Origin of the sequence: Agromyces aurantiacus (assembly GCF_016907355.1) — a bacterium.
Classification (GTDB): domain Bacteria; phylum Actinomycetota; class Actinomycetes; order Actinomycetales; family Microbacteriaceae; genus Agromyces; species Agromyces aurantiacus.
Window position 1 is genome coordinate 3,060,420 of sequence record NZ_JAFBBW010000001.1, and the last position, 24,986, is coordinate 3,085,405.

Consider the following 24,986-nt stretch of genomic DNA (forward strand, 5'->3'; position numbering starts at 1 on the left):
CTCGCGCGGCGCATCACGCGAACGCGTAGTCCTCAGTTCACCTCCGACGCCGGTCGCGGCTCGCGCGCGACCGCGGCATCGCGCTCGGAGAGCGCGAGGTGCAGCCGGCTCCGCGAGCTGATCCCGAGCTTCCGGAAGGCCTTCCGGAGGTGGTAGTCGACCGTGCTCGCGCTGAGGTGCAGCCGCATGGCGATCGCGGCGTTCGAGAGTCCCTCGCCGGCCAGGCGGGCGACCGCCTCCTCCTGCGTCGACAGCGCATCCGAACCGAGCTCGTCGCCGCCCGGCGTCCGGCCCAGCGCGGCGAGCTCCGCGCGGACGCGTCCCGCGAACCCCTCGGCGCCCATGGCCTCGAAGACGGCGAGCGCCCGGGCCAGCTGCACGCGCGCGTCGGCGCGGCGGCGCTGGCGGCGCAGCCATTCGCCGTAGAGCAGCTGCCCCCTCGCGAGCTCGGCGCGCAGGCCGGTGCGCGCCAGATGATCGAGCGCCTCCTGGAAGCGCCGCTCGGCCTCGATCGGCTCGGTCGCGAGCAGCGCGGCGGCGCGCGCCTCGACGCCGCGCGCCCAGTCCGTCCCGGCGGCGCCGGTCGACGCACGGAGCCGCGCGAACGCGCGCGCCGCCGCCTCGGACTCCCCCGCCCGTGCGGCGGCCTCGACCAGCTCGACCAGCGCCCAGGTCGAGTACACGATCGGCAGCGGGTACCGCGCCCCGGCCTCGGCATGCGGCAGCGCCTCGGCGTAGCGGCCGTGCGCGACCGCGTGCATCGCACGCGCCCAATGCACGAGCGGGCGGCCCATCCCCTCGCCGCGGTCGTCGCACTCGGCGAGCGCGCGAGCGAACGCCGCCTCGGCGTCGGCGGATCCCGTCCAGGCGAGTACCGCGACCGACCCGTACGGCGCCGGCGGGATGGCGATGCCGCCCCAGATCTCGACGGCCTCGTCGGCGAGCGACCGGCCCCGGGCGCCGTCGCCGCTCAGCATGGCGTGGGCGACCCCGGTGGTCAGCGACGCCGCGAGCGCGGTGAGTGCCCCCACCGAGCGGGCGATCGCGGCGCCCTCCTCGACGAACGCCGCCCAGCGGAGCTCGTCCCAGCCGATCGCGGCCAGGCGCCCCGCGACCCACAGCCAGCGCGCACGGTCGCCGGGGTCCTCGTCCGCGTCCGACACCCGGCGGAGGTGGTCGGCGAGCCGGCGGATCCCCGACTCCGGCGGTTCGAGGGCGAGTGCGACCATCACCTCGAGCAGCTCGTCGATCGCCCCGCGCTCGCCGTCCGGAGCCGAAGGAGCCCGGCCGGCGAGCTCGGCGACCGTGCGGATGACGGCGCCGTCCGCACCGGGCGCCGCCACGGTCGCGGCCGAGAGCGCCTCGAGGTACGCCTCGCGCGAGGCTCGGAGGTCGCTCGCCGCGAGCGCGTCCGCCGCGGCCAGGAAGTACGCCACGGCCGCCTCGCTGCGCTCGAGCGTCAGCGTGAGTCGACCCCGGACCAAGTCGATCCGGGCCTTCGACTCGGGGTCCGCGGCCTCGTCGTGCGCCGTGGCGAGGATGCGCAGCGCGCGCGGCTGGTCGCCCGCGAGCTCGAGCGTGCCGGCCGCCGCGATCGCGCAACGGAACCGCGTCTCGGGCGATTCCGCGAGCTCGGCGGCGCGCTCGTGGAAGGCGGCCGCCGCGAGGAAGCCGCCGCGCGCGCCGGCACGGCTCGCCGCGTGCTCGAGCGCGGCCGCGACCTGCTCGGACGGCCCGAACGTGCCGAGCGCGGCGTGCCAGGCGCGCCGGTCGGGATCGCGCTGCCGGTCGGTGGCCTCGGAGAGCGCCGCGTGCACCTGTCGCCGACGTTCGGGCTCGGCGTCGTGGTAGACCCCCGATCGCACGAGGGGATGCTCGAAGGTGATCCGGCGCCCCACCTGCACGAGCCCCGCGGCCTCGGCGGGGACGAGGTCGTCGAGCGACGCGCCGAGCCTCGCCGCCGCTCGGGCGACCAGCCGCGGATCGCCCGTCGGGTCGGCCGCGGCGAGCAGCAGGACGAGCGCCGTCCGTTCGGGCAGGTCCGCGCTCCGATTCGCGAACGCGCCCTCGATGCGGCTCACGACGGGAAGCGAGGCATCGGCCACCCGCATCGGTGCGCCGGCCTCGATCTGGGCGCTCACCCTGGCGGACTCGCGGATGAGGAGCGGATTGCCCCGGGCCTCCTCGAGGATCCGGGACGCCACGGCCGGGTCGAGCGGACGAGCGGCGACCGAGTCCAGCAGCGCGGCCGCCTCCTCGTCGCCGAGGCCGGGAACCGGCAGCACCGGGGTCGAATCGAGGTGCGGCACGTCGAGGCCGAGCCGCTTGACGACGAGCATCGCCACGCGCAGCGACTCGAGTCGACGAGCGACGAATCCCAGCACCTGGACGGTCGAGCCGTCGAGCCAGTGCACGTCGTCGACCGCGACGAGCACCGGCTGGTCGCGCGCGGACTCCGCGAGCAGCCCGAGCACCGCGAGCGCGACGAGATAGGGACTCGGCGCGGGATCCTCGGCGAGTCCGAGGGCGACGCGGATGGCGCGCTCCTGGGGCTCCGGCAGGCGATCGAGGTGATCGGGAAGGCCGCCCACGATCTGCTGCAGCCCCGCGAACGGCAGCTCGCGTTCGGCCTGCACCCCGAGGCCGGTCGTCGTGCGGAAGTCGCCCGCCGCGGCCATCGCGCGCTCGAGGAGCGCGGTCTTGCCGATGCCCGGGTCGCCCTCGATCACGAGCGCCGAGCCCCGCCCCGCGCGCGCGTCGTCGAGCACGCGCTCCAGCGCGAGGACCTCGCGACGACGACCGATCATGCGTGAACACCCCCGAGTGCCCGACGGGCCACGACATCGCGCCCACTCCGACCCGTCGGGGAAAGACTACGCGTTCCCGTGATTCGACGATCGGTCGCCAGACCCTAGCGTGAGGCGCACACGGACCTCGGGAGGTGAGCGCGTATGCCGCGGTGGCTGCCCGACGTGCTGGGCTCGCCGTTCGAGTGCGCCGAACTGGAGTTGCCGGCGGACGCGGAGGGACCGGTCAGCGCCACCCTCGTCCGCCGCGTGCGCGACGAGGTGATCGACGGACCGGGCGTGTTCGACGTCCTCTACGTGCACGGCTGGTCGGACTACTTCTTCCAGCGCGACCTGGCCGAGTACTGGGTCAGCCGGGGCGCGCGGTTCTTCGCCCTCGACCTCCGCAAGTACGGGAGGAGCCTCCGGCCGCACCAGACGCCGGGTTACATCGAGGACCTCGCCGCATACGACGAGGAGATCGACGCGGCGCTCGACGTGATCCGCACGCAGCCGGCTGCGCCGCTCGTGCTCATGGGTCACTCGACCGGCGGGCTGACGCTCAGCCTGTGGGCCTCGCGCCATCCCGACCTCGTCGACGGTCTCGTCCTGAACGCCCCTTGGCTCGAATGGCAGACCCGCGCCGTCGGCCGGGCACTGCTCGAGCCCGCGATCGGCCTCGGCGCCGCCCTGCACCCGCACGCCGAGTTCCCCGAGGTGGACCTCGGCTTCTACAGCCGCTCGGTGCGATCGCGGCTCGGCGGCGAATGGGAGTACGACGAGACCTGGCGTCCCGAGCGCGGCTTCCACACCAACCGGGGCTGGCTCAACGCCGTGCTCCGCGGCCAGGCGACGGTGTCGCGAGGGCTCGGAATCCGCGTGCCGATCCTGGTGCTCCTCTCGACCCGGAGCATGCTGCAACCCGCGTGGTCCGAGCAGATGCGGTACGCCGACACCGCGATCGAGGTCGGCGGGGTCGCGCGGCGCGCGCCCGACCTCGGGCTCGACGTCACCATCCGGCGGATCGAGGGCGCGCTCCACGACGCGACGCTCTCCTCCGCCCCCGTCCGCGCGGTCGTCTGGGAGGCGATCGACCGGTGGCTCCCCGCGGTGGTGGACGGCGCGCCGCGCCCCGCGGCACGCGATCGCGCTTCGGCGCTCGGCATCCCGGGGGTGGGCTGAATGGACCTGATCAGCATCCTGTCGACCGTGCTGAAGGTCGCCGTCGCGCTGACGGTGTTCGGGTACGGGCTGTCGGCGAGGACCGAGGACCTGCTGTTCGTGCTCCGCCGACCGCGCCTGCTCTTCGTCTCGATCGTGGCCATGTTCGTGGTCATGCCGGTGGTCGCCCTCGCGGCGCACGCCTACCTCGACTTCCCGCACGCGGCCGAGGTCGCCCTGGTGGTCATCGCCCTCACGCCCATCCCGGCGCTGCTCCCGCGCACCGAGATCGGCTCGGGCGGGCGAGCGCGATACGCCTTCGGGCTGGCGTTCGCGGTCGCCCTGCTCTCGCCCGTGATCGTGCCGGCGCTCTCCGACCTCATCGGCCGGCTCATGGACCGCCCGTTCGGCCTCTCCCCCTGGACCGTCGCGGTCGCGATGCTGACCCAGATCCTCCTGCCGCTCGGGCTCGGCTGGATCGTCGGCCGCCTCGCGCCCCGCGCCGCGGAACGGCTCGGCGGCCCGATCGTCAACATCGCCAACCTCGCGACGCTCCTCGCGCTCGTGGTCCTGCTCGTGGTCGTCTTCCCGGCCGTGCTCAGTGCGCTGTCGCTCGTCACGCTGCTCGTCATGTTCGGCTTCACCGTCGCGGGCCTCGCCGTCGGCCATGCGCTTGCCGGACCCGACCGGACCGATTCCGTCGTGCTCGCGATCGCGTGCGCCAACCGCAACCCCGGCCTCGCGATCGGCCTGGCGGCGGGCATCTTCCCCGCCGAGAGCTTCGCGGGCACGGTCATCATCTACGCGCTCGTCTCCAACGTCGCCGTCACCCTGTACACCAGGCTGCAACGACGACGCGGCGTCGCACCCGCGCCACAGGTCTCCCCCACGCCCACGGCGAGCACCCAGGAGGACGCATGACCGCCCCCACGACGATCGGCACATGGTTCGCACGACTGCCGCGCTGGCTCCGCGCGGTGATCGGCGCCGCCGCGGTGCTGCTCGGCCTCGTCATCATCGTGCGGCCGACCACCTCGCTCGGCGTGCTCGCCATCCTGATCGGCGCGGGACTCGTGCTCACCGGCATCCTCGAGCTCGCCGGCGGCGGCGAGGAGGACGACGACGAGCGGACGCCGCCGTGGCGCATCGCGATGGCCGTCCTGTGGATCGTCGGCGGCCTGTTCGTGCTGCTGTTCCCGGGCCTCACGGTGCGCATGGTCGCGCTCGTGGTCGGGATCGGGCTGATCGTCAACGGCGTGCTCTCGGTCATCGGCGCCTTCGGCCGGCGCCGGACGCTCGACGCGCGCATCTCGTCGGCCCTGCTCGGCGTCGCGGGCATCGTGTTCGGCCTGCTCGCGCTGCTGTGGCCCGACATCACGCTGTTCGTCGTCGCCGTGGTGTTCGGCGCCCGCCTCATCATCGTCGGCCTGCTCGAACTCTGGCATGCGCTGCGCGGCACCGCACGCACGACGCGGACCGGCGAGCCGTCGACGCTCGCCCGCTGGGGACGGACCATCGCCGCGATCGTCGCCGTCGTCCTCGCCGTCGTCGCCGGGTCGGTGAGCGCGTCGCTCCGCGGCGGCTCGCCCGTGGTCGACGACTTCTACGCGGCGCCGCGCGACGTGCCCGACGAGCCGGGCCGGCTCATCCGGGCCGAGCCGTTCACGCGCGAGGTGCCCGACAACGCCACGGCGTGGCGGATCCTCTACACCACCACGAACGAGGCCGGCGATCCGGCCGTGGCGAGCGGGCTGGTCGTGGTGCCGTCCTCGGGCGACGGCGACTACCCCGTGATCGACTGGACCCACGGAACGACGGGCTTCGCCCAGCCCTGCGCCCCGTCGCTCCTGGCCGAGCCGTTCGAGTCGGGCGCGCTCTTCCTGCTGCCCGAGATCATCGACAACGGCTGGGCGCTCGTCGCGACGGACTACATCGGACTCGGCACGGCCGGCCCGCACCCGTACCTCATCGGCGCGTCGACCGCCTACGCGGCCCTCGACGCCCGGCGCGCGGCGTCCGAGCTCGAGGCCGCCGACCTCGGCGACCAGACCGTGGTCTGGGGGCACTCCCAGGGCGGCGGCGCCGCGCTCTGGACGGGCGCGCTCGCCGACTCGTACGCGCCCGACGTCGAGCTCGCGGGGGTCGCCGCCCTCGCCCCCGCCTCCAACCTGCCGGGGCTCATGGAGAATCTGCCGTCGGTGACCGGCGGGTCGCTGTTCGCGTCGTACGTGATCGCCGCGTACACCGCGATCTACCCGGATGTCAAGTACCGCGAGTACGTGCGGCCGGGTGCCGAGGTCACGGTGCGCGAGATGGCCGACCGTTGCCTCGCCGAACCGGGCGCGGCGGTCTCGGTGCTGACCCTTCTCGGCCTCTCACGCGACCCCGAGATCGCGTCGACCGATCCGACGACCGGGCCGTTCGGCGAGCGGCTCGTCGAGAACACCCCGCCGGCCACCATCAGCGCGCCGTTGCTGCTCGGCCAGGGCGGCGACGACCAGCTCGTCGTGCCGCCCGCGCAAGACGCGTTCGTCGACGCCTACTGCGCCGCCGGCCAGCAGGTCGACTACCGCGTGTACGCCGGGCGCGACCACGTGCCGCTCGTCGAACCCGACTCGCCGCTCGTGCCCGACCTCGTCGAGTGGACCACGGCACGGCTGGCCGGAGAGCCGGTCGACCCGGGCTGCACGCGATCGGAGCGCTAGTGCTCCCGCTGGGATTCGAACCCAGACTGGGGCGGGTTTAAGCCGCCTGCCTCTGCCGATTGGGCTACGGGAGCCGCGGTGCCGGCCGGGAGGCCGGCACCGCGTCACAGCATAGGGCGACTACTTTGCCGCGACCGCCTTGGCGGGCGTCTTCTTCGCCGCGGCGGCCTTGGCCGGCGCCGCGGGAGCCGCGACCTCGGCGGCCGGCTTGGGCCGGGCGGCGAACTGCTCGAACACGGCGCGCGGGTGCTGCAGCGCCGAGAGCGAGACGATGTCGCGGCCGAGCCAGAAGTTGTTCCACCAGCCCCAGAACACGCGGAACTTGCGCTCCCACGTGGGCATCGCGAGGCCGTGGTAGCCGCGGTGCGCGAACCATGCGAGCAAACCGGTGATCGCGATCTTGCCCGACTGGAACGCACCCGAGCCCACGCCCAGGCCGGCGACCGCGCCGAGGTTCTTGTGGAAGTAGTCGCGGGGCTCCTCGCCGCGGAGCACGGCGACGATGTTCTTCGCGAGCAGCTTGCCCTGGCGCACCGCGTGCTGCGCGTTCGGCACGCAGTAGCCGCCGACGCCGCCGCCCGAGAGGTCGGGCACCGCCGCGATGTCGCCGGCCGCCCACGCGTCGGGCACGATCTCGTCGTCGTCGCCGATGCGCAGGTCGGCGCGGGTCTTGATGCGGCCGCGCTCCTCGACGGGCAGGTCGCTCGTGCGCACGATCTGCGGGTTCGCCATGACGCCGGCGGTCCAGACGATGAGGTCGGACTCGAAGGTCTCACCGGTCGAGAGCTCGATCCGGCCGTCGACGGCGCTCGTGAGCTGCGTGTCGAGGTGGATCTCGGCGCCGCGCTGGGCGAGGTGCTTGATGACCCAGTGGCTCGTGGGCAGCGACACCTCGGGCATGATGCGGCCCATCGCCTCGATGAGGTGGAAGCGCGTGTCGTCGAAGCTGAGCTGCGGGTAGTACTTCAGCAGCGCGCTCGCGAACGAGCGGAGCTCGGCGAACACCTCGATGCCCGCGAAGCCGCCGCCGACGACGACGAAGGTGAGCAGGCGGTCGCGCTCGGGACCGGCCGGGAGGTTCGCGGCCTTGTCGAAGTTCGTGAGGACGCGGTCGCGGATCGCCACGGCCTCCTCGATCGTCTTCAGGCCGATGGCCTGGTCGGCGATGCCGGGGATCGGGAAGGTGCGCGACACGGCACCGCCGGTGACGACGACCACGTCGTAGTCGAACTGCCAGGGCTCGCCGACCTCGGGGGTGATCGTCGCGGTCTTGGACGCGTGGTCGATGCCCGTGACCTTGGCCGTGACGACCGTGGTCTTCTTCAGGTGACGACGCAGCGCGACGACGGAGTGGCGCGGTTCGATCGAGCCCGCCGCGACCTCGGGGAGGAACGGCTGGTACGTCATGTACGGCAGCGGGTCGACGATCGTCACCTCGGCCTCGCCGGGGCGAAGCCACTTCTCGAGCTTCCACGCCGTGTAGAAGCCGGCGTAGCCGCCACCGACGATGAGAATCTTGGGCACGGTGAATGCACTCCTTGGATCTGTGGTGACTGCGGTCAGCGCGTGCCGGTGCGCGAGGTCCGCCTGATATGCCGAGTGGCGCCGATGCCCAACAGCGCTGCTAGCGTACCAAATCCGGCGACCAGCGAGAGCGGCACCGTGATATAGGCGAGCGTCCACGCCGTCGGCAGGAGCGTCTTCGCGCTGTCGGTGCGCGGCGGCGGCGGGTCGGCGATGGGCACGATCTCCTGGCTGTCGCCGCCCCCCGCGCCCTCCTCGGCGGGCAGGTCGGCGCGCCGGTGCACGCGGATCCAGTCCTGCAGGCTGCCGAGCGGATTCTCGTCGACCGAGTCGACCTCGGCGGTGAGCGCCGCGACCGGGTCGATGATGCCGTAGCCGTACAGCGGGCTCGGCACCTCCTCACCCTTCGGGTCGGCGGTGCGGATGACGCGGTTGATGACGTTCGCGGCATCCAGGTCGGGGTACTCCGAGCGCACCAGCGCGACCAGCCCCGACACGAGTGGCGCCGCCGCGCTGGTGCCGGACCACTGCACGTAACTGCCGTCGGGCAGGACCCCGACGAGGTCCTCGCTGGGTGCGGAGACCGCGATGGTGATGCCCTGCGAGCTCGCGTCGAAGCTCGCGTTCTGCTCGCGGTCCACGCCCGCGACCGCGAGCACGCCCGGGATGGTGGCCGGCGCCCCCACCTCGCTCGTGCCCGATCCGCGGTTCCCGGCGGCGGCCACGACGACCACGTCGTGCTCGAACGCGTAGAGGAACGCCTCGTCCCAGCTCTCCGGCCAGTCCCGCGTGTTCCTGGTGAGCGACATGTTGATGACGTCGGCGCCGTTGTCGACGGCCCAGCGCACGGCCTCGGCGATCTGCTCGTCATTGGTCTTGTCGGAACCGGTGTCCTGCCCGAACGCGACCGAGATCGAGAGCAGGTCGGCCTCGGGCGCGACGCCGATGACGCCGTTGCCCTCGCCCGTCCCGCGCCCCGCGAGCAGCGACGCGACCATGGTGCCGTGCTGCTCCTCCTCGCCGACCGGGGTCTGCCCGTCGGGCGAGCCGAGCCCCGAGACATCCGTGCCGCCCACGACGACGCCCTTCAGCTCGGCGACCTCGCCGTTTACGCCCGTGTCGATCACGGCGACCGTCACGCCCTCGCCACGCGAGGAGGTCCACGCGGTCGTGTAGCCGTAGTCGGCCAGCCAGTACTCGAGGTCGCGCACGGTGTCGGCGCGGGCGGGCGCCGTGCCCGACACGGCGAGTGCCGCGGCGAGCACGGCGGTCGCGCCGGTCCGCCAGGCGAGGCGGCGGCGACGGCCCGGGTTCCGGATGTCGCGCGTCACGCGCTCTCCGGGGCCTCGAGGTCGTCGACGCCGTAGTCGGGGCAGCGGCAGACGTCGGGCGACCAGCTCGAACGCTCGAGGGCGAGGTCGCCGATGGGGTTCACCCCGGGGCCGGCGGCGAGCGCGTGGCCCGCGAGCGCGTGCAGGCACTTCACGCGCGTGGGCATGCCGCCCGCCGAGATTCCGGCGATCTCGGGCACGACCGCGATCGACTCGCGGTCCTCGAGGTACTGGCGGTGGGCCGCCTCGTACTGTGCGCGCACCTCGGGGTCGCGTTCGAGCAGTTCGGTGTACTCGACCATGAGCTGTGCCGCCTCGAGGAAGGACATCGCCGCGGTCGCCACGGGGTGGGTGAGGTAGTAGAACGTCGGGAACGGCGTCCCGTCGGAGAGCCGCGGCGCGGTCGACACGACCGTCGGCGCCCCGCACACGCAGCGGGCCGCGATGCCCACGACGTCGCGCGCGGGGCGGCCGAGCTGCGCCGACACGATGCGGATGTCGCGCTCGGAGACCGGTTCGAACGGCGGACGGGTCATCGGTTCCCCTCGTCGGCGGGCGTCGGCGTGGGCGCCGGTGCGGTGGTGGCGGCCGGGTCGGCGCCGGCCTCGGGTGCGAGCCCGGCCGTCATCATCGACGTGAGCATGGTCTGCATCCAGTCGCCGCGCAGCTCGGTGACCTCGGCCGAGACCGATGCGTCGGCCGTGCTCGACGACGGGACGGTGCGGTCGTCGATCACGAGGTAGCTGACCTCGCCCGGTCGCACGTAGTAGAGCCGCTCGCGCGCCTGGGTCACGATGAACGTCTCGTCGTTCCAGCGCTCGCGCTCTTGGGCGAGCTCGGCCACCGCGGCCTCCTGCCGGGCGACCTCGGCCTTCAGCTCGGCGATCTGCTGGCGCTGCTTCGCGTACTCGGCGATGCTCGGCGCGAGCACCACGACGGCCAGCACGAGCACGCCCATCATGATGATCGAGAACCCCGAGAAGCGGATGCCGGCCAGCCACGTCGAGGCGACCTGGCGGATCGACTGCCGGGGCGCGCGGGCCTTCGCCGCGGCGGGATCGGCCTTCGGCTTCGCGGCCCGTGCGGCGCGCTCGGGACGACGTGCGGCGTTCATCGTCCTCCTCACCCTCACCGGGATACGCCGACGGGGGCGGCCGGCGGCCGCCCCCGTCGAGCGTCTCTCGGACTCGTTACGCCGTGAAGCGCGGGAACGCCGTGCGGCCCGCGTACACCGCGGCCTCGCCGAGCTCTTCTTCGATCCTCAGAAGCTGATTGTACTTGGCGACCCGCTCGGACCGGGCGGGCGCGCCCGTCTTGATCTGGCCGCAGTCGGTCGCGACCGCGAGGTCGGCGATCGTCGTGTCCTCGGTCTCGCCGGAGCGGTGCGAGAGCACCGCGGTGTAGCCGGCGCGCTGCGCGAGGCTCACGGCGTCGAGCGTCTCGGTGAGCGTGCCGATCTGGTTGACCTTCACGAGGATCGAGTTGCCGACGCCGCGGCCGATGCCGTCGGCGAGACGGGTCGGGTTGGTGACGAACAGGTCGTCGCCGACGAGTTGCAGCTTCGTGCCGAGCGTCGCGGTGACCTCGGCCCAGCCGTCCCAGTCGTCCTCGGCGAGCGCGTCCTCGATCGAGATGAGCGGGTAGGCGTCGGCGAGCTCGCTGTAGTAGGCGTTCATCTCGGCCGCGGTGCGGTCCTTGCCCTCGAAGCGGTACACGCCGTTCTCGAAGAACTCGGTGGCCGCGACATCCAGGCCCAGCGCGATGTCGGCGCCGAGCGTGAAGCCGGCCTTGCCGATCGCCTCGGCGATCAGGTCGAGCGCGGCCCGGTTGCTCGCGAGGTCGGGCGCGAACCCGCCCTCGTCGCCGAGGCCCGTCGAGAGGCCCTTCGACTTCAGCAGGCTCTTCAGCGCGTGGTAGGTCTCGACGCCCCAGCGGAGGCCCTCGGAGTAGGTCGGCGCGCCGATCGGCAGCACCATGAACTCCTGGATGTCGACGCCGGTGTCGGCGTGCGCGCCGCCGTTGATGATGTTCATCATCGGCACGGGCAGCACGTGCGCGTTCGGGCCGCCGAGGTAGCGGAAGAGCGGCAGGTCGGCCGAGTCGGCGGCGGCCTTGGCGACCGCGAGGCTCACGCCGAGGATGGCGTTCGCGCCGAGACGGCTCTTGTTCTCGGTGCCGTCGGCGTCCTTCAGTGCGGCGTCGATGACGCGCTGGTCGCTCGCGTCGAGGTCCTCGATGGCCGGGCCGAGCTCGTCGAGCACGGCGTCGACGGCCTTCTGCACGCCCTTGCCGAGGTAGCGGTCGCTGTCGCCGTCGCGCAGCTCGTACGCCTCGAACGCGCCGGTCGAGGCACCCGAGGGCACCGCCGCCCGCGAGACCGTGCCGTCGTCGAGCAGGACCTCGACCTCGACGGTGGGGTTGCCGCGCGAATCCAGGATCTCCCGTGCGCCGACAGCTTCGATGAATGCCACAGTGAACTCCTCTGTGATGGGGATGTGCGTGGACGACTCCGTCGTGGCCCGCAGGACAGTCTAGGACCCCGCTTCCGAGCCCGTCTCACGTATGTCGCGGGCTGCGCCATCCGCTCGCTCGCGCACTCGCCGGCCCGCGCACCCACCGAACCGCGCCGGGGCTGTGCCGCCAACTTTCGCCCACTCGACTCCCCTGCCCGGTCGGGGCGAGAAGGAGCGGGAGCGGCTACGCGCCGAGCTCGCGGAACGCGAGCGACGACGCATCCGTCGTCTCGGCCGTCACCGACGCCCAGGCGTCGAAGCCGTCGCCCGTCACGCGATCGAGCAGGCCGCGTAGGTTCTTCGTGCGGCGCTCGAACCGCACGCGCATGCCGGATGCCACGAGCTCGTGCTTGAGCGTCAGCAGTTCGGCGGGCGCGACATCCGGGTCGTGCACGAGCACGACGGAGCGCGGCCGGCCCTCGTCGCGCACGGCGAGCAGGTCGACGATGCGCTCGAACCCGATGGAGAAGCCGCACGCGGGCACCTCCTGGCCGAGGAAGCGGCCGATCATGTGGTCGTACCGGCCGCCGCCGCCGAGCGAGTAGCCGAAGTCGGGGTGCGCGATCTCGAAGATCGTGCCCGTGTAGTAGCCCATGCCGCGCACGAGCGTGGGGTCGAAGTCGATGCCCGTGCCCGGCACGGCGTCGCGCAGCGCGATGAGGTCGCGGTAGGCGTCGAGGTCGAGCCACGCGGGCGGCGCGACGACGCCGTCGGCGAGGTGCCAGTCGGCCGCGGCGAGCGCGCGCAGCTGGTCCGCGACATCCGACGTCGTCACGCCGAGGGTCGCGAGCTCGTCGGCGACGCCCTCGGGGCCGATCTTGTCGAGCTTGTCGATCGTGATGAGGGCGCGCTCGCGGAGGTCGTCGGGCACGCCCCAGGAGCCGAGGATGCCGGCGAGGATGCGCCGGTCGTTCAGCCGGATGCGGCACCCCTCGAGGCCGAGCGCGTCGAGCGCGCCGACGGTCGCGGTGAGCAGCTCGAGCTCGGCGAGGTGCCCGGGCTCGCCGATGATGTCGATGTCGCACTGCACGAACTGCCGGTAGCGGCCCTTCTGCGGGCGCTCGGCCCGCCACACGGGGGCGATCTGGATGGCGCGGAACACCGGGGGCAGCGCGGCACGGTGCGTCGCGTAGAAGCGGGCCAGCGGCACCGTGAGGTCGTAGCGCAGCCCGAGGTCGGCGAGCGAGAGCGCATCCCCCGACTCGGCCGCGGCGCGCAGGTCGTCGTGGGTGATGCCGCGCTTCATGACGGCGAACGCGAGCTTCTCGTTGTCGCCGCCGAGCCCCGCGTGCAGGCGCGACGCGTCCTCCATGACGGGCGTCTCGATCTCGTCGAAGCCGTGCGTCGCGTACACCCCGCGGATCACCGAGAGCGCGTGCTCGCGGCGGGCCTTCTCGGCGGGCAGGAAGTCGCGCATGCCGCGCGGGGGCGTGACGGTCTGGGCCATGCGTCCCATTCTTCCAGCAGCGGATGGCGCGGCCAGAACCGCGCGCACCGCGACCGGGTCAGCTCGGCACGTCGAGGCCCTTGCGATGCATGAGGGCGGCGAGCTGCTCGGCGTCGTCGATGCCGAGCGCGAACCGCACGCTGAGCCCGCCGTCCTCGCCGCGCTGCACGTAGTACTCGTAGTCGCTGCGGCTCATGCGCTCGCCGTCGGCGTCGAGGAAGTGCCAACGGATCCGCGCGCGCGTGATGTGCTCGGTGATCGGCACCTCCTCGAGCACGTCGAACTCGACGCCGGCGAGGCCGAGCTGCCGGTACAGCGGATAGGACTGCTCGAGCGCGCCGGCGATCTCGTCGTCGCTGCCGAGGGAGCCGGCGAACGCGTCGGAGAGCATCGCGCGCGGCGGTCCCCAGAGCGCCGCGGAGGCGCGGGCGTCGAAGTTCTCGAGCGCGGCGCCGTAGCGGCCGAAGAACTCGTGGAGGCTCCTGCTGTCGATGGCCATGCGCGCAGGCTACGCCGCCGCGCGAGCCGCGGGATGGGCCTTGCGACCCTCGGCTCAGGCCTCGGCCGCGCGCACGTCGTCCTGCAGCGAGCGGATGGCGCCGCGCAGCGCGCGCTCGGCGTCGAGCCCTTGGGCGCGGGCCGACGCGACGAGGGCGAGGAGCGTGTCACCGAGCTCGGCCTCCGTGGCCGGCGCGGACGCGGCATCCGTCGCCTCGCGCACGACGCCGACCTTCTCGGCCTTGCCGAGCAGCTTCTGCGCGAGCGCGAGCGCGGGCATGCCCTGGGGCACGCCGTCGAGCACGCTCGTGCGGTGCGGCTTCTCGCTGGCCTTGAGGTCGTCCCAGAACGCGACGACGTCGGCGGCGGTCTCGGCCTCGCGGTCGCCGAAGACGTGCGGATGGCGCGCCACCATCTTCGCGGTCATGTGCCGGGCGACGTCGTCGATGTCGTAGTCCTCCCCCGGCGTGTGCGCGGCGAGGTCGGCGTGGAAGAGCACCTGGTAGAGCACGTCGCCGAGCTCCTCGATCATCTCCTCGCGGCTGCCGGCCTCGATCGCGTCGATGAGCTCCCAGCACTCCTCGACGAGGTACTGCACGAGCGACTCGTGCGTCTGCTCGGCGTCCCACGGGCAGCCACCCGGGCCGCGGAGCCGGCCGACCATCGCCACGAGCTCGAGCAGCCCGTCACCTCGCGTCATCTCCACCGCCTCCCGGGACCGCGCGACGCGGCCTGCAGCGAGCCTAACCGGGGGTGCCCGATAGGGTGGATCGCAGGAGTGCCGGGAAGTCTGGTCGGCCGATGCGTCCCGCATCGTCGCCGTCCCGCGTGCGATCGCCCGCCGCCCGACCCGCCAGAGGTGCCATGAACATCCTCCGCTCCGAGCGCGTCTCCGCCTCGCTCCTGCTCGCCGCCGCCGTGCTCGGCCTGCTGCTCGCGAACCTGCCGACCGGCCCGGCGCTCCTCGACCTGCGCGACGCGCACCTCGCCGTGCCGTTCACCTCGCTGGACCTCTCGCTGGGGCACTGGATCAGCGACGGCCTGCTCGCGGTCTTCTTCTTCATCGTCGCCGTGGAGCTGCGCCGCGAACTGGTGATCGGCGAGCTCAACAGCCTCTCCAAGGCCGCGCTGCCCGCGATCGCCGCGCTCGGCGGCGTGGTCGCGCCGGCGCTCGCGTTCCTGGCGTTCGCCGGCGCGGGGCCCACCGCCGACGGATGGCCCGTGCCGACCGCGACCGACATCGCGTTCGCGCTCGGCGTGCTCGCGATGTTCGGCCGGTTCATCCCCACGCGCGTGCGGGTGTTCCTGCTCGCGCTCGCGGTGCTCGACGACCTGATCGCGATCCTCATCATCGCCTTCTTCTTCACCTCCGACGCCGACCTCGCGTGGCTCGGGTACGCGGCGATCACGGTGACGCTGTTCGGCATGACCAGCCGCCTGCTGCGTCCGCGATCGCCGTACGTGCTCGCCCGGCGCGCGCAGTGGCCCGTCATGGCGGTGCTGTGGGTGCTCGCCACGCTCAGCTGGAGCTTCGTGTACCTCTCGGGCGTCCACGCGACGATCGCGGGCGTGCTGCTCGGGCTCGTGATGTCGCGTCGGCCGGCGGGCCGTGCGGTGCATGCGCTCGAGCCGTGGTCGAACGCCGTGATCCTGCCGCTCTTCGCGTTCACCGCCGCGCTCGTGGCGATCCCGCAGGTGCGTCCGAGCGAACTCGATCCCGCGTTCTGGGGCATCCTCATCGGGCTGCCGGTGGGCAAGCTCGTCGGGATCACCCTCGTCGGCGGTCTTGCCGCCGCGGTGGTGGGCCGGCGCACCGGGGTGACGCCCCTGACGTGGTCCGACATCGCGACCGTGGGGGCGCTCGGCGGCATCGGGTTCACGGTGTCGTTGCTCATGAACGAGCTCGCGTTCCGCGAGTACCCCGAGGTCGTCGACCAGGGCACGGTCGCCGTGCTCCTCGGCTCGGGCATCGCCGTGGTGGTGTCCGCGATCGTGGTCGCCCTGAAGTCGCGCGCCTACCGGGCGCACGGCGCCGCGGGCGGCGTGGGCGGCGCGCTCTCCCGCTGATCGCGCGGGCCGCGCCGACCCGGCGGGGCGCCGCGGCGACCGCGTGGGTGCCGGGCCGGCGGACCGCCCGACCGCCCTCGTCAGCCCGCGGTCGCGGCCGCCGCGCCCTCGGCCGCCACCGGCTCGGCCGGGAAGATCACGCCGATGAGGTTCGACACCCACTCGATGAGGTCGCCGTCACCGGGCGCCTCGCCGCCAGGCGTGGGGAACGGCACGAGGATGACGTCGTTCTGCGGGAACAGCTTCGCGCCCGGGTACATGCGCTCGAGCCGCACGCGGCGCGAGTCGGGCAGCTTCGCGGGCGCGATGCGCAGCTTCGACCCGGTGGCGATGACGTCGGACAGCCCCGCGAGCTGCGCCTTCCGGCGCAGGCGCGAGATCGCGACGAGGTGCTCGACGGGCTCGGGCGGCTCGCCGTAGCGGTCGACGAGCTCCTCGACGACGAGCTCGATCTGGCCCTCCTTCGCGGCGGGCCCGCTCGCGGCCGAGAGCTTCTGGTAGGCCTCCAGCCGCAGCCGCTCTGAGTCGACGTAGCCCTCGGGGATATGCGCGTCGACGGGCAGCTCGAGCCGCAGCTCGGTCTGGCCCTCGGCGACCTCGCCGCGGAAGGCGTTGACCGCCTCGCCGATCATGCGCAGGTAGAGGTCGAACCCGACCCCGGCGATGTGCCCGGCCTGCTCGGCGCCGAGCAGGTTGCCCGCGCCGCGGATCTCGAGGTCCTTCAGGGCGACCTGCATGCCGCTGCCGAGCTCGTTGTTCGCCGCGATCGTCTCGAGCCGGTCGTGCGCCGTCTCGCTGAGCGGCTTCGCCGGGTCGTACAGGAAGTACGCGTAGGCACGCTCGCGGCCGCGCCCGACGCGCCCGCGAAGCTGGTGCAGCTGCGAGAGGCCGTACTTGTCGGCGCGGTCGATGATGATCGTGTTCGCGTTGGAGATGTCGAGGCCGGTCTCGATGATGGTCGTCGAGACGAGCACGTCGAACTTGCGCTCCCAGAAGTCCACGACGATCTGCTCGAGCACGTGCTCGTTGAGCTGGCCGTGCGCCACGGCGATGCGCGCCTCGGGCACGAGTTCGGCGAGCTGCGCCGCGACCCGGTTGATCGACGAGACCCGGTTGTGCACGAAGAACACCTGGCCCTCGCGCAGCAGTTCGCGCCGGATGGCGGCGCCCACCTGCTGGTCGGAGTAGGGCCCGACGAACGTGAGGATCGGGTGCCGGTCCTCGGGCGGCGTGGCGAGCGTGGACATCTCGCGGATGCCGGTGACGGCCATCTCGAGCGTGCGCGGGATCGGCGTGGCGCTCATCGCGAGGATGTCGACGTTGGTCTTGAGCTTCTTCAGCTGGTCCTTGTGCTCGACGCCGAACCGCTGCTCCTCGTCGATGATGAGCAGGCCCAGGTCTTTGAACGACACCTTCTCGGTGAGGATGCGATGCGTGCCGATGACCATGTCGACCGTGCCGTCGGCGAGGCCCGCGACGGTCTCGCGCACCTCCTTGTCGGTCTGGAACCGCGAGAGCGCGCGCACGTGCACGGGGAATCCGGCGAAGCGCTCGGAGAAGGTCTCGAGGTGCTGCTTGACGAGGAGCGTCGTCGGGACGAGCATCGCGACCTGCTTGCCGTCCTGGATGGCCTTGAACGCGGCGCGCACGGCCACCTCGGTCTTGCCGAAGCCGACGTCGCCCGCGAGGAGGCGGTCCATCGGGATGGGTCGCTCCATGTCGGCCTTGACCTCGTCGATGGTCTGCAGCTGGTCGGGCGTCTCGGCGTAGGGGAACGCCTCCTCCAGCTCGTGCTGCCACGGCGAGTCGGGTCCGAACGCGTGGCCCTTGGCCGCCATCCGCGCCGAGTACAGCTTGACGAGCTCGACCGCGATGTCGCGCACGGCCTTGCGCGCGCGGCTCTTGGCCTGCGCCCAGTCGCTGCCGCCCATCTTCGACAGGCTGGGCGCCTCGCCGCCGACGTACCGCGAGAGCAGGTCGAGCTGGTCCATCGGCACGAACAGCCGGTCGCCGGCCTGCCCGCGCTTGGACGGCGCGTACTCGAGCACCACGTACTCGCGCACCGCGGTCGGCGCCTGCTGGATGCCGGCGGTGCGGCTCGGGCCGGTGGGGCGGGTGCCCGTGGCGACCTCGCGCTGCACGAGCTCGACGAACCGCCCGATGCCGTGGGTCGCGTGCACGACGTGGTCGCCCGGCTTGAGCTGCAGCGGGTCGACGACGTTGCGCCGCCGGCTCGCGAGCTTCTTGCCCTGGCGGGCGTCGTAGCCCGCGGACCGGCCGTAGAACTCGGCCTCGGCGATCAGCCCGAGCTTCGCCTCGGGCACCTCGAAGCCCGCGGCGGCCTGCGCCTGCACGAGGTACGCGACCCCGGGCTCGAGTTCGACGGGCACCGCATCGACCAGGCGTCCCGCGAGCCCGTGCTCGGCGAGCACGTCCCGCGCGCGCTCGACGAGGCCGTGCCCGGCGGCGGCGACCACCAGGCTCCAGCCGTCGCGGAGCCGCTCGCCGACGTGCGCGACCGCGCCCTCGACGTTGCCCTGGAAGCTCGGCACGGTGCCCGCGGCGACGCGCACGTACGCGGCATCCGCCTCGCCGCCGGTCGCGCCGATCGCCTCGGCCGCATCGCCCTGGTCGAAGCTCGAGAAGGTCCACCACACGCGCTCCGGGTCGCTCGTGCCGGGCGCGCTGAACAGCGCCGACTCGCGCAGCTCGCGCAGCGTGAGGAAGTCGCCGGCCTCGAGGTCGATCGGTGCGGCGGCGCCCGCGGTCGCCGCGTTCCACGCGGCGGCGAGGAACTCGCGGTTGGTCTCGGAGAGGCTCACCGCGCGCGACGCGACGCGCTCGGGGGCGACGACCGCCACCGCGGCCCCCTCGGGGAGGTAGGAGGTCACGGGCACGAGCCGCTCGAGCAGCGCGGGGGCGAGGGATTCCATGCCCTCGACCGGAATGCCCTCGGCGATCTTCTCGAGCATCCCCGACAGGTTCGGGAACTCGTGCACCATCTCGCGCGCGCGCTGTCGCACGGGCTCGGTGAGCAGCAGCTCGCGGCTCGGCGCGAGTTCGACGCGATCGATGCGGTCGGGCAGCGAGCGCTGGTCGGCGACCGAGAACGCCCGCACCTCCTCGACCTCGTCGCCGAAGAACTCGACGCGCACCGGGTGGTCGGCGGTGGGCGGGAAGACGTCGAGGATGCCGCCGCGCATCGCGAACTCGCCGCGGCGCGAGACCATGTCGACGCGCGCGTACGCGAGGTCGACGAGCCGCGCGGCGATGTGCGGCAGGTCGTAGCCGCGCCCGCCCGTGACGAGCTCGATCGGCTCGAGGTCGCCGAGGTTGTCGGCGACCGGCTGCAGCGCCGCGCGCACCGAGGCGACCACGACGAGCGGATGCCGCGCGCCCTCGCCCGCCCAGGCCCGCAGGCGTCGCAGCGCATGCAGGCGCCGGCCGACGGTCTCGGCCGAGGGGCTCAGCCGCTCGTGCGGCAGGGTCTCCCACGCGGGGAACTCCAGCAGCTCGGCGCCGTCGAGGTAGGGCTCGAGCGAGGCGCGCAGCGCCTCGGCCTCGCGACTGGTCGCCGTGATCGCGAAGAGCGCCGGCGCGCGGCCGGCGGCGGCGCGGCGCTCCAGCAGCGCGCCCAGCAGCGGCGCGTCGAGGCCCGCGGGGGCCGAGAAGTCGGCGTTGCGCTCGGCCTCGGCGAGGGCTCGGTCGATCGTGGAGGCGCGCGAAAGCGCCGTGTTCAAGCCCTGCAGGATCACCGGAGCAGTCTACGCGCGGCCGCTGACACGCGGCCGAGGACGGCGGGCGCCGATAGCATGGTCGCCGCCCCGCCCGACCGGAAGGACCAGCATGATCATCGCCGCCGCCGACGGTTCCGCGCTCGGCAATCCCGGCCCCGCCGGGTGGTCGTGGTACGTCGACGACTCGTGCTGGGCGGCCGGGGGCTGGCCGCACGGCACCAACAACATGGGCGAGCTCACCGCGGTGCTCGAGCTGTTCCGTGCGACGGCGCACCTCGACGAGGAACTGCTCGTGCAGTGCGACAGCCAGTACGTGATCAACGCGCTGACCAAGTGGATGCCGAACTGGAAGCGCAAGGGATGGCGCAAGGCCGACGGCTCCCCCGTGCTGAACCTCGAGCTCATGCAGTCGCTCGACGAGGCGCTCCGCGGCCGGCGCTACCGGTTCGAGTGGGTCAAGGGCCACGCCGGCCACCCGATGAACGAGGCGGCCGACGAGCGCGCCCGCGCGGTGGCCGTCGCGTTCCAGAAGGGCGGCGACATCCCGACCGGTCCCGGCTGGACGGGCGCGTGCGAGCCGGCGGTCGACGCGCTGGTCTCGCCGTCGCCGGAAGCCCCCGCGGCCGTGCCCGAGCCGGCGCCCGGCGAGATCACGGAGGCCGAGGAGCCCACGCTGTTCGCGCTCGCGGAGGACGAGGCGCAGTGGCACACGCTCACGCTCGAGCTCTCCGCCGACGAGCACGACCGCCTCGTCGCCCGCGCGCGCGCCGAGGGCGTCTCGCCGGAAGAGCTGCTGCGCGGCCTCATCTGAGGCTCGCGCCGCGAGTCGCCGGAAATCGACGCACGGCGCCGATCTCGGGTCGATTCGTGGCGAGTCGGCGCGCCGAGTCGGCGAGCGGGTCAGGCGGGCGAGTGGAACCGCTGCTGGGCCGCGACGAGGCCGAGCTCGACGACCGCCTCGACGGCGTCCGCGGCATCCGACAGCAGGCTCGGGAGCGCGTCGCGCTCGGCGCCGGCGAAGTCGCGCAGCACGAAGTCGGCCGCGTCCATGCGCCCGGGCGGCCGCCCGATGCCGACGCGCACGCGCGTGAACTCGGGCGAGCCGGCGGCCTTCTGGATGTCGCGCAGCCCGTTGTGGCCGCCGTGCCCGCCGCCGCGCTTGAGGCGCACGGTGTCGAACGGGATGTCGAGCTCGTCGTGCACGACGATGAGCCGGTCGACGCCGAGCGAGTAGAACTTCAGCAGCGCCGAGACCGGGCCGCCCGAGGTGTTCATGTAGCTGTTCGGCTTGGCCAGCACGAGCTTCGGCCGGCCAGGGCCCAGGAAGCCCTCGGCGACGCGCGAGGGCGTCTTGTGGCTCTTGAAGCTCGCGCCGATGCGCGACGCGAGCTCGTCGGCGACCATCTGGCCGACGTTGTGGCGGTTGCCGGCGTACTGGGCGCCGGGGTTGCCGAGGCCGACCACGAGCCAGGTGTTCTCGGACACGGCCTCGTCCTTCCGGCGGTGCAGGAGGCGATCGAGCAGGTTCACGATGCCTCCGGGATCACGTGTGATGGGAACGGCGGAGGGCCTGCGGCCCGCGATCCGAGCGTACCCGGATGCGGACCCGCAGGCCCTCGCGACGAAACGCGGTTCGCGCGGTCGGCTACTCGGCCGACTCGCCCTCGGCGGCCTCCTCGGCGGGCGCCTCGGCCTCGGCGGCCTCCTCGCTCTCGGCCGGAGCGGCCTCCTCGCCCAGGTCGACCTTCTGCGGCACGTGCACGTTGATGACGAGCGTCTCGGGGTCGCTGAGCAGCGCGGCGCCCTTGGGCAGCTCGACGTCGCTCGCGAACAGCTTGGTGCCGTCCTCGAGGCCCTCGACGCTGACCGTCACGTTCTCGGGGATGTGCGTGGCCTCGACCTCGAGCGAGAGGGTCGTGGCGTCGAGGTCGGCGATGGTGCCCGAGGCGGGCTCGCCCTCGACGTGCACGGGGACCTCGACCTGGACCTTCTCGCCGCGCTTGACGACGATGAGGTCGAGGTGCTCGATGACCTGGTGCACCGGGTCCTTCTGCACGTCCTTCACGAGCGCGAGCTCGGTCTTGCTGCCGATCTGCAGCTCGAGCACGGCGTTGGCCTTGCGCACGAGCAGCAGGATCTGGTGGCCCGGCAGCGTGAGGTGGCGGGGGTCGGTGCCGTGGCCGTAGAGCACGGCGGGGATCTTGCCGGCGGCGCGGATCTTGCGCGCCGCGCCCTTGCCGAACGACTCGCGCGTCTCGGCGACGACCTTGTTGTCTTCGTCCATGGTGATGGCTCCTTGCGGGCTCGCGGCCCAGAGTGGGGTGTCTGTCTTCAACTCGAACGCATGCGCGTGAGGAACAGCCGTGAAGCTCGCTTCCACCGCGTCGATCACGGATGCCGCACCCGGACGGATCCGGGCGGTGGCGACATCCCTCGCCGAAGTTCAATCGCCCAGTCTAGCGGATGGCGCGGCCGCTCGGATCGCCGCCGATATCCTCGACGCATGAGCTCCCGCCTGCACGACCTCGCCGTCGAGCACCTCGGCACGCGGATCGTCTCGGGCGAGCTCGAACCGGGCGCGGTGCTGCGCACCGATGCGCTCGAGGACGACCTGCGCGTGTCGCGCTCGGTGGTGCGCGAGGCGGTGCGCGTCGCGCAGTCGCTGGGGCTCGTCGAGACCGTCAAGCGCGTCGGCATCCGGGTCCTGCCCGTGGAGTCGTGGAACGTGTTCGACCCGTCGGTCATCCGCTGGCGCCTCGAGTCGACGGAGAAGGGCGCGCAGCTGCGCTCGCTGACCGAGCTGCGCACGGCCGTCGAGCCCGTTGCGGCCGAGCTCGCCGCGCGCTTCGCGCCGCCCGAGCTCGCGAGCGAGCTCATGCGGATCGCCGCGGCGATGCGCACGGCGGGTCGCGCGGGCGACGCGGGCGCGTTCCTCGAGCTCGACGTCGAGTTCCACCGAACGGTGCTCCGAGCGTCGGGCAACGAGATGTTCGCGGCGCTCGGCGACGCGGTCGGCGAGGTGCTGCGCGGCCGCACGACGAGCGGCCTCATGCCCACGCACCCCAGCGAGGATGCGATGCAGTGGCACGTCGACGTCGCCGACGCGATCCTGGCCGGCCGCGCGGAGGCCGCGCGTGCGGCGATGCTGCGCGTGCTCGGCCGCACGGCCGATGACGTCGAGCGCACCTGGCGCGACCTGCCGCGCGCGCATCTCGCACCCTGACGTCAGCGTCGCGTCGCGTCATCCGGCGCTTAAATCATACTTATTCGGTGCAATACTGGTTGACGTCTGATTCTTGAGCGGCACCGGCCTTGCTAGCGTGGTGCCCGACACCGCACCGACGCAGGAGCACGAGCATGCCCGAGAGCACCCCCCAGGCCACCGCCAACATCGGAGTCGTCGGCCTCGCCGTCATGGGCTCGAACCTGGCCCGAAACCTCGCCAGCCGCGAGGGCAACACCGTGGCGGTCTTCAACCGCTCCCCCGAGCGCACGCGCACGCTCACGACCGAGCACCCGGAGGCGGGCTTCGTCGCCTCCGAGGGCTACGACCAGTTCGTCGCCTCGCTCGCGAAGCCACGCACCGCGATCATCATGGTGCAGGCGGGCAAAGGCACCGACGCGGTCATCTCCGAGCTCGTCAAGCGCTTCGAGCCGGGCGACATCATCGTCGACGGCGGCAACGCGAACTTCCACGACACCATCCGCCGCGAGGCCGAGATCGCGCCGACCGGCATCCACTTCGTCGGCGCCGGCATCTCGGGCGGCGAGGAGGGCGCGCTCAACGGCCCCTCGATCATGCCCGGCGGCTCGGCCGAGTCGTACGAGACCCTCGGCCCGATCCTCGCGTCGATCGCCGCGGTCGCCGAGGGCGAGCCGTGCGTGACCCACGTCGGCACCGACGGCGCCGGCCACTTCGTCAAGATGGTGCACAACGGCATCGAGTACGCCGACATGCAGCTCATCGCCGAGGCCTACGACCTCATCCGCCAGGGCACCGGCAAGTCCCCCGCCGAGATCGCCGACATCTTCGCCGAGTGGAACACCGGCGAGCTCGAGAGCTACCTCATCGAGATCACCGCAGAGGTGCTCCGCCAGGTGGATGCCGCGACCGGGCAGCCGCTCGTCGACGTCATCCTCGACGAGGCGGGCGCGAAGGGCACGGGCGCGTGGACCGTGCAGAACGCGCTCGACCTGGGCGTGCCCGTGTCGGGCATCGCCGAGGCCGTGTTCGCGCGCAGCCTCTCCTCGAAGCGCGCGCAGCGCGAGGCCGCGGCCGACCTCCCCGGCCCGTCGACCGCGTGGACCGTGGAGGAGGCCGACGCCGACGCGTTCGTCGAGGACGTGCGCCGCGCGCTCTACGCGTCGAAGATCATCGCGTACTCGCAGGGCTTCGACGAGATCGTCGCGGGCGCCGAGCAGTTCGGCTGGGACATCCACAAGGGCGACATCGCCAAGATCTGGCGCGCGGGCTGCATCATTCGCGCGCGCTTCCTCAACCGCATCGCCGACGCCTACGCCGAGGACCCGGGCCTGGTCGCACTCGTGACCGCACCGTACTTCCGCGACGCCGTGGCGGGCGCGCAGGACAGCTGGCGCCGCGTCGTGCAGATCGCGGCGGGCGCGGGCATCCCGACCCCGGCGTTCTCGTCGTCGCTCGCGTACTACGACGGGCTGCGCGCCGACCGCCTGCCGGCCGCGCTCGTGCAGGGGCAGCGCGACTTCTTCGGCGCGCACACCTACCAGCGCGTCGACAAGCCCGGCGTGTTCCACACGCTGTGGTCAGGCGACCGGTCGGAGATCGAGACGACGCCCTCCTCGCACTGAGCGAGGGCGACCCGGACCCGGGCGCGGTGCCGATCATGCGCAGACCGTCGTGGCAGGAGGAGGGGCAGGACCCCGACTACCGCTTCACGCTCGCCAACGAGCGGACGTTCCTCGCGTGGATCCGCACCGCGCTCGCACTGCTCGCGGGCGGCGTGCTGCTGCACCAGTTCGCGACCGGGCTCCAGCCGCGCCTCGCGCTCGTGGTCATCGCGGTCGGGCTCGGCGTCGTCGCCGCGGCGCTCAGCGTGATCGCCTACACCCGCTGGCGCTCCACCGAGATCGCCATGCGCCACGGCCGTCCGCTGCCCTACGGCTGGGCCCTGCCGGTGCTCGCGGCGACGACCCTGCTCACCGCGGCGGTCCTCACGATCGTCCTGCTCGTCTCCTGAG

At 73.0% G+C, this 24,986-nt stretch carries 20 protein-coding genes and 1 tRNA gene; 8 read left to right on the plus strand and 13 right to left on the minus strand.

The annotated features are described in order from the left end of the window. Nucleotides 1–32: 32 nt before the first annotated feature. On the minus strand, nt 33–2,807 hold the full coding sequence (locus JOD46_RS14435; RefSeq protein WP_204395204.1) for an AAA family ATPase: 2,775 nt from the start codon (nt 2,805–2,807) through the stop codon (nt 33–35). A 144-nt stretch (nt 2,808–2,951) separates the two neighbouring features. On the opposite strand from JOD46_RS14435, the gene JOD46_RS14440 reads away from it, so the two are divergent. Genes JOD46_RS14440 through JOD46_RS14450 form a run of 3 tightly spaced genes read left to right on the plus strand, consistent with a single transcriptional unit; the run spans nt 2,952 to nt 6,652 of the window. After that, entirely contained in the window at nt 2,952–3,968 is a 1,017-nt protein-coding gene (locus tag JOD46_RS14440; RefSeq protein WP_204395205.1) for an alpha/beta hydrolase, read from the plus strand. Continuing rightward, nucleotides 3,969–4,868: a bile acid:sodium symporter family protein gene (locus JOD46_RS14445; RefSeq protein ID WP_204395206.1), complete on the plus strand. Its 900-nt coding sequence runs from the start codon at nt 3,969–3,971 to the stop codon at nt 4,866–4,868. Continuing rightward, a complete protein-coding gene (locus tag JOD46_RS14450; RefSeq protein ID WP_204395207.1) occupies nt 4,865–6,652 on the plus strand; it encodes a lipase family protein in 1,788 nt (595 codons plus the stop codon). Before JOD46_RS14445 ends, JOD46_RS14450 begins: the two co-directional genes overlap by 4 nt. Here JOD46_RS14450 and JOD46_RS14455 read toward each other — a convergent pair. The 9 genes from JOD46_RS14455 to JOD46_RS14495 all read right to left on the minus strand — a co-directional run bounded on the left by JOD46_RS14455 (nt 6,653) and on the right by JOD46_RS14495 (nt 14,665). Then, nucleotides 6,653–6,726: transfer RNA gene (locus tag JOD46_RS14455), tRNA-Leu, on the minus strand. 46 nt (nt 6,727–6,772) lie between these two features. Further along, complete coding sequence (locus tag JOD46_RS14460) at nt 6,773–8,176, minus strand: NAD(P)/FAD-dependent oxidoreductase (protein ID WP_204395208.1); 1,404 nt, start codon at nt 8,174–8,176, stop codon at nt 6,773–6,775. Nucleotides 8,177–8,211: 35 nt separating this feature from the next. Continuing rightward, on the minus strand, nt 8,212–9,507 hold the full coding sequence (locus tag JOD46_RS14465) for a S8 family serine peptidase (protein ID WP_204395209.1): 1,296 nt from the start codon (nt 9,505–9,507) through the stop codon (nt 8,212–8,214). Further along, the gene (locus tag JOD46_RS14470; RefSeq protein ID WP_204395210.1) at nt 9,504–10,043 is read right to left on the minus strand and encodes a DUF501 domain-containing protein; all 540 of its coding nucleotides are present in this window, start codon (nt 10,041–10,043) and stop codon (nt 9,504–9,506) included. Before JOD46_RS14470 ends, JOD46_RS14465 begins: the two co-directional genes overlap by 4 nt. Beyond that, the gene (locus tag JOD46_RS14475) at nt 10,040–10,621 is read right to left on the minus strand and encodes an FtsB family cell division protein (RefSeq protein WP_204395211.1); all 582 of its coding nucleotides are present in this window, start codon (nt 10,619–10,621) and stop codon (nt 10,040–10,042) included. Before JOD46_RS14475 ends, JOD46_RS14470 begins: the two co-directional genes overlap by 4 nt. A 76-nt stretch (nt 10,622–10,697) precedes the next feature. Beyond that, nucleotides 10,698–11,978 (minus strand): phosphopyruvate hydratase, encoded by a 1,281-nt coding sequence (gene eno / locus JOD46_RS14480; RefSeq protein ID WP_204395212.1) that lies wholly within the window; start codon nt 11,976–11,978, stop codon nt 10,698–10,700. A 226-nt stretch (nt 11,979–12,204) separates the two neighbouring features. After that, on the minus strand, nt 12,205–13,467 hold the full coding sequence (gene hisS / locus JOD46_RS14485) for a histidine--tRNA ligase (RefSeq protein ID WP_204395213.1): 1,263 nt from the start codon (nt 13,465–13,467) through the stop codon (nt 12,205–12,207). 58 nt (nt 13,468–13,525) lie between these two features. Further along, on the minus strand, nt 13,526–13,966 hold the full coding sequence (locus tag JOD46_RS14490; RefSeq protein WP_204395214.1) for a DUF6841 family protein: 441 nt from the start codon (nt 13,964–13,966) through the stop codon (nt 13,526–13,528). A gap of 54 nt (nt 13,967–14,020) precedes the next feature. Beyond that, complete coding sequence (locus tag JOD46_RS14495) at nt 14,021–14,665, minus strand: nucleoside triphosphate pyrophosphohydrolase (RefSeq protein WP_204395215.1); 645 nt, start codon at nt 14,663–14,665, stop codon at nt 14,021–14,023. A 164-nt stretch (nt 14,666–14,829) separates the two neighbouring features. Here JOD46_RS14495 and nhaA point away from each other — a divergent pair, with 164 nt between their 5' ends. After that, nucleotides 14,830–16,032: a Na+/H+ antiporter NhaA gene (gene nhaA / locus JOD46_RS14500; RefSeq protein ID WP_204395216.1), complete on the plus strand. Its 1,203-nt coding sequence runs from the start codon at nt 14,830–14,832 to the stop codon at nt 16,030–16,032. Nucleotides 16,033–16,112: 80 nt separating this feature from the next. On the opposite strand, the gene mfd is transcribed toward nhaA, so the two are convergent. After that, nucleotides 16,113–19,787 (minus strand): transcription-repair coupling factor, encoded by a 3,675-nt coding sequence (gene mfd, locus JOD46_RS14505; protein ID WP_204395217.1) that lies wholly within the window; start codon nt 19,785–19,787, stop codon nt 16,113–16,115. A 91-nt stretch (nt 19,788–19,878) separates the two neighbouring features. On the opposite strand from mfd, the gene JOD46_RS14510 reads away from it, so the two are divergent. Beyond that, nucleotides 19,879–20,580 carry an RNase H family protein gene (locus tag JOD46_RS14510; protein ID WP_204395218.1) on the plus strand — a complete coding sequence of 234 codons (702 nt, stop codon included), beginning with the start codon at nt 19,879–19,881 and terminating at the stop codon, nt 20,578–20,580. Nucleotides 20,581–20,669: 89 nt separating this feature from the next. On the opposite strand, the gene pth is transcribed toward JOD46_RS14510, so the two are convergent. Together pth and JOD46_RS14520 are read right to left on the minus strand one after the other, a co-directional pair. Then, nucleotides 20,670–21,299, minus strand: coding sequence for an aminoacyl-tRNA hydrolase (gene pth / locus JOD46_RS14515; protein ID WP_307835056.1), 630 nt, complete (start codon nt 21,297–21,299; stop codon nt 20,670–20,672). A 115-nt stretch (nt 21,300–21,414) separates the two neighbouring features. Continuing rightward, on the minus strand, nt 21,415–22,053 hold the full coding sequence (locus JOD46_RS14520) for a 50S ribosomal protein L25/general stress protein Ctc (RefSeq protein WP_204395219.1): 639 nt from the start codon (nt 22,051–22,053) through the stop codon (nt 21,415–21,417). Nucleotides 22,054–22,272: 219 nt separating this feature from the next. Between JOD46_RS14520 and JOD46_RS14525 the strand changes: the two genes are divergently transcribed. The 3 genes from JOD46_RS14525 to JOD46_RS14535 all read left to right on the plus strand — a co-directional run bounded on the left by JOD46_RS14525 (nt 22,273) and on the right by JOD46_RS14535 (nt 24,985). Beyond that, nucleotides 22,273–22,992, plus strand: coding sequence for a FadR/GntR family transcriptional regulator (locus tag JOD46_RS14525; RefSeq protein WP_204395220.1), 720 nt, complete (start codon nt 22,273–22,275; stop codon nt 22,990–22,992). A gap of 134 nt (nt 22,993–23,126) precedes the next feature. Continuing rightward, nucleotides 23,127–24,596, plus strand: coding sequence for an NADP-dependent phosphogluconate dehydrogenase (gene gnd, locus JOD46_RS14530; protein ID WP_204395221.1), 1,470 nt, complete (start codon nt 23,127–23,129; stop codon nt 24,594–24,596). Nucleotides 24,597–24,631: 35 nt separating this feature from the next. Beyond that, nucleotides 24,632–24,985 carry a YidH family protein gene (locus JOD46_RS14535; RefSeq protein WP_204395222.1) on the plus strand — a complete coding sequence of 118 codons (354 nt, stop codon included), beginning with the start codon at nt 24,632–24,634 and terminating at the stop codon, nt 24,983–24,985. Nucleotide 24,986 lies beyond the last annotated feature (1 nt).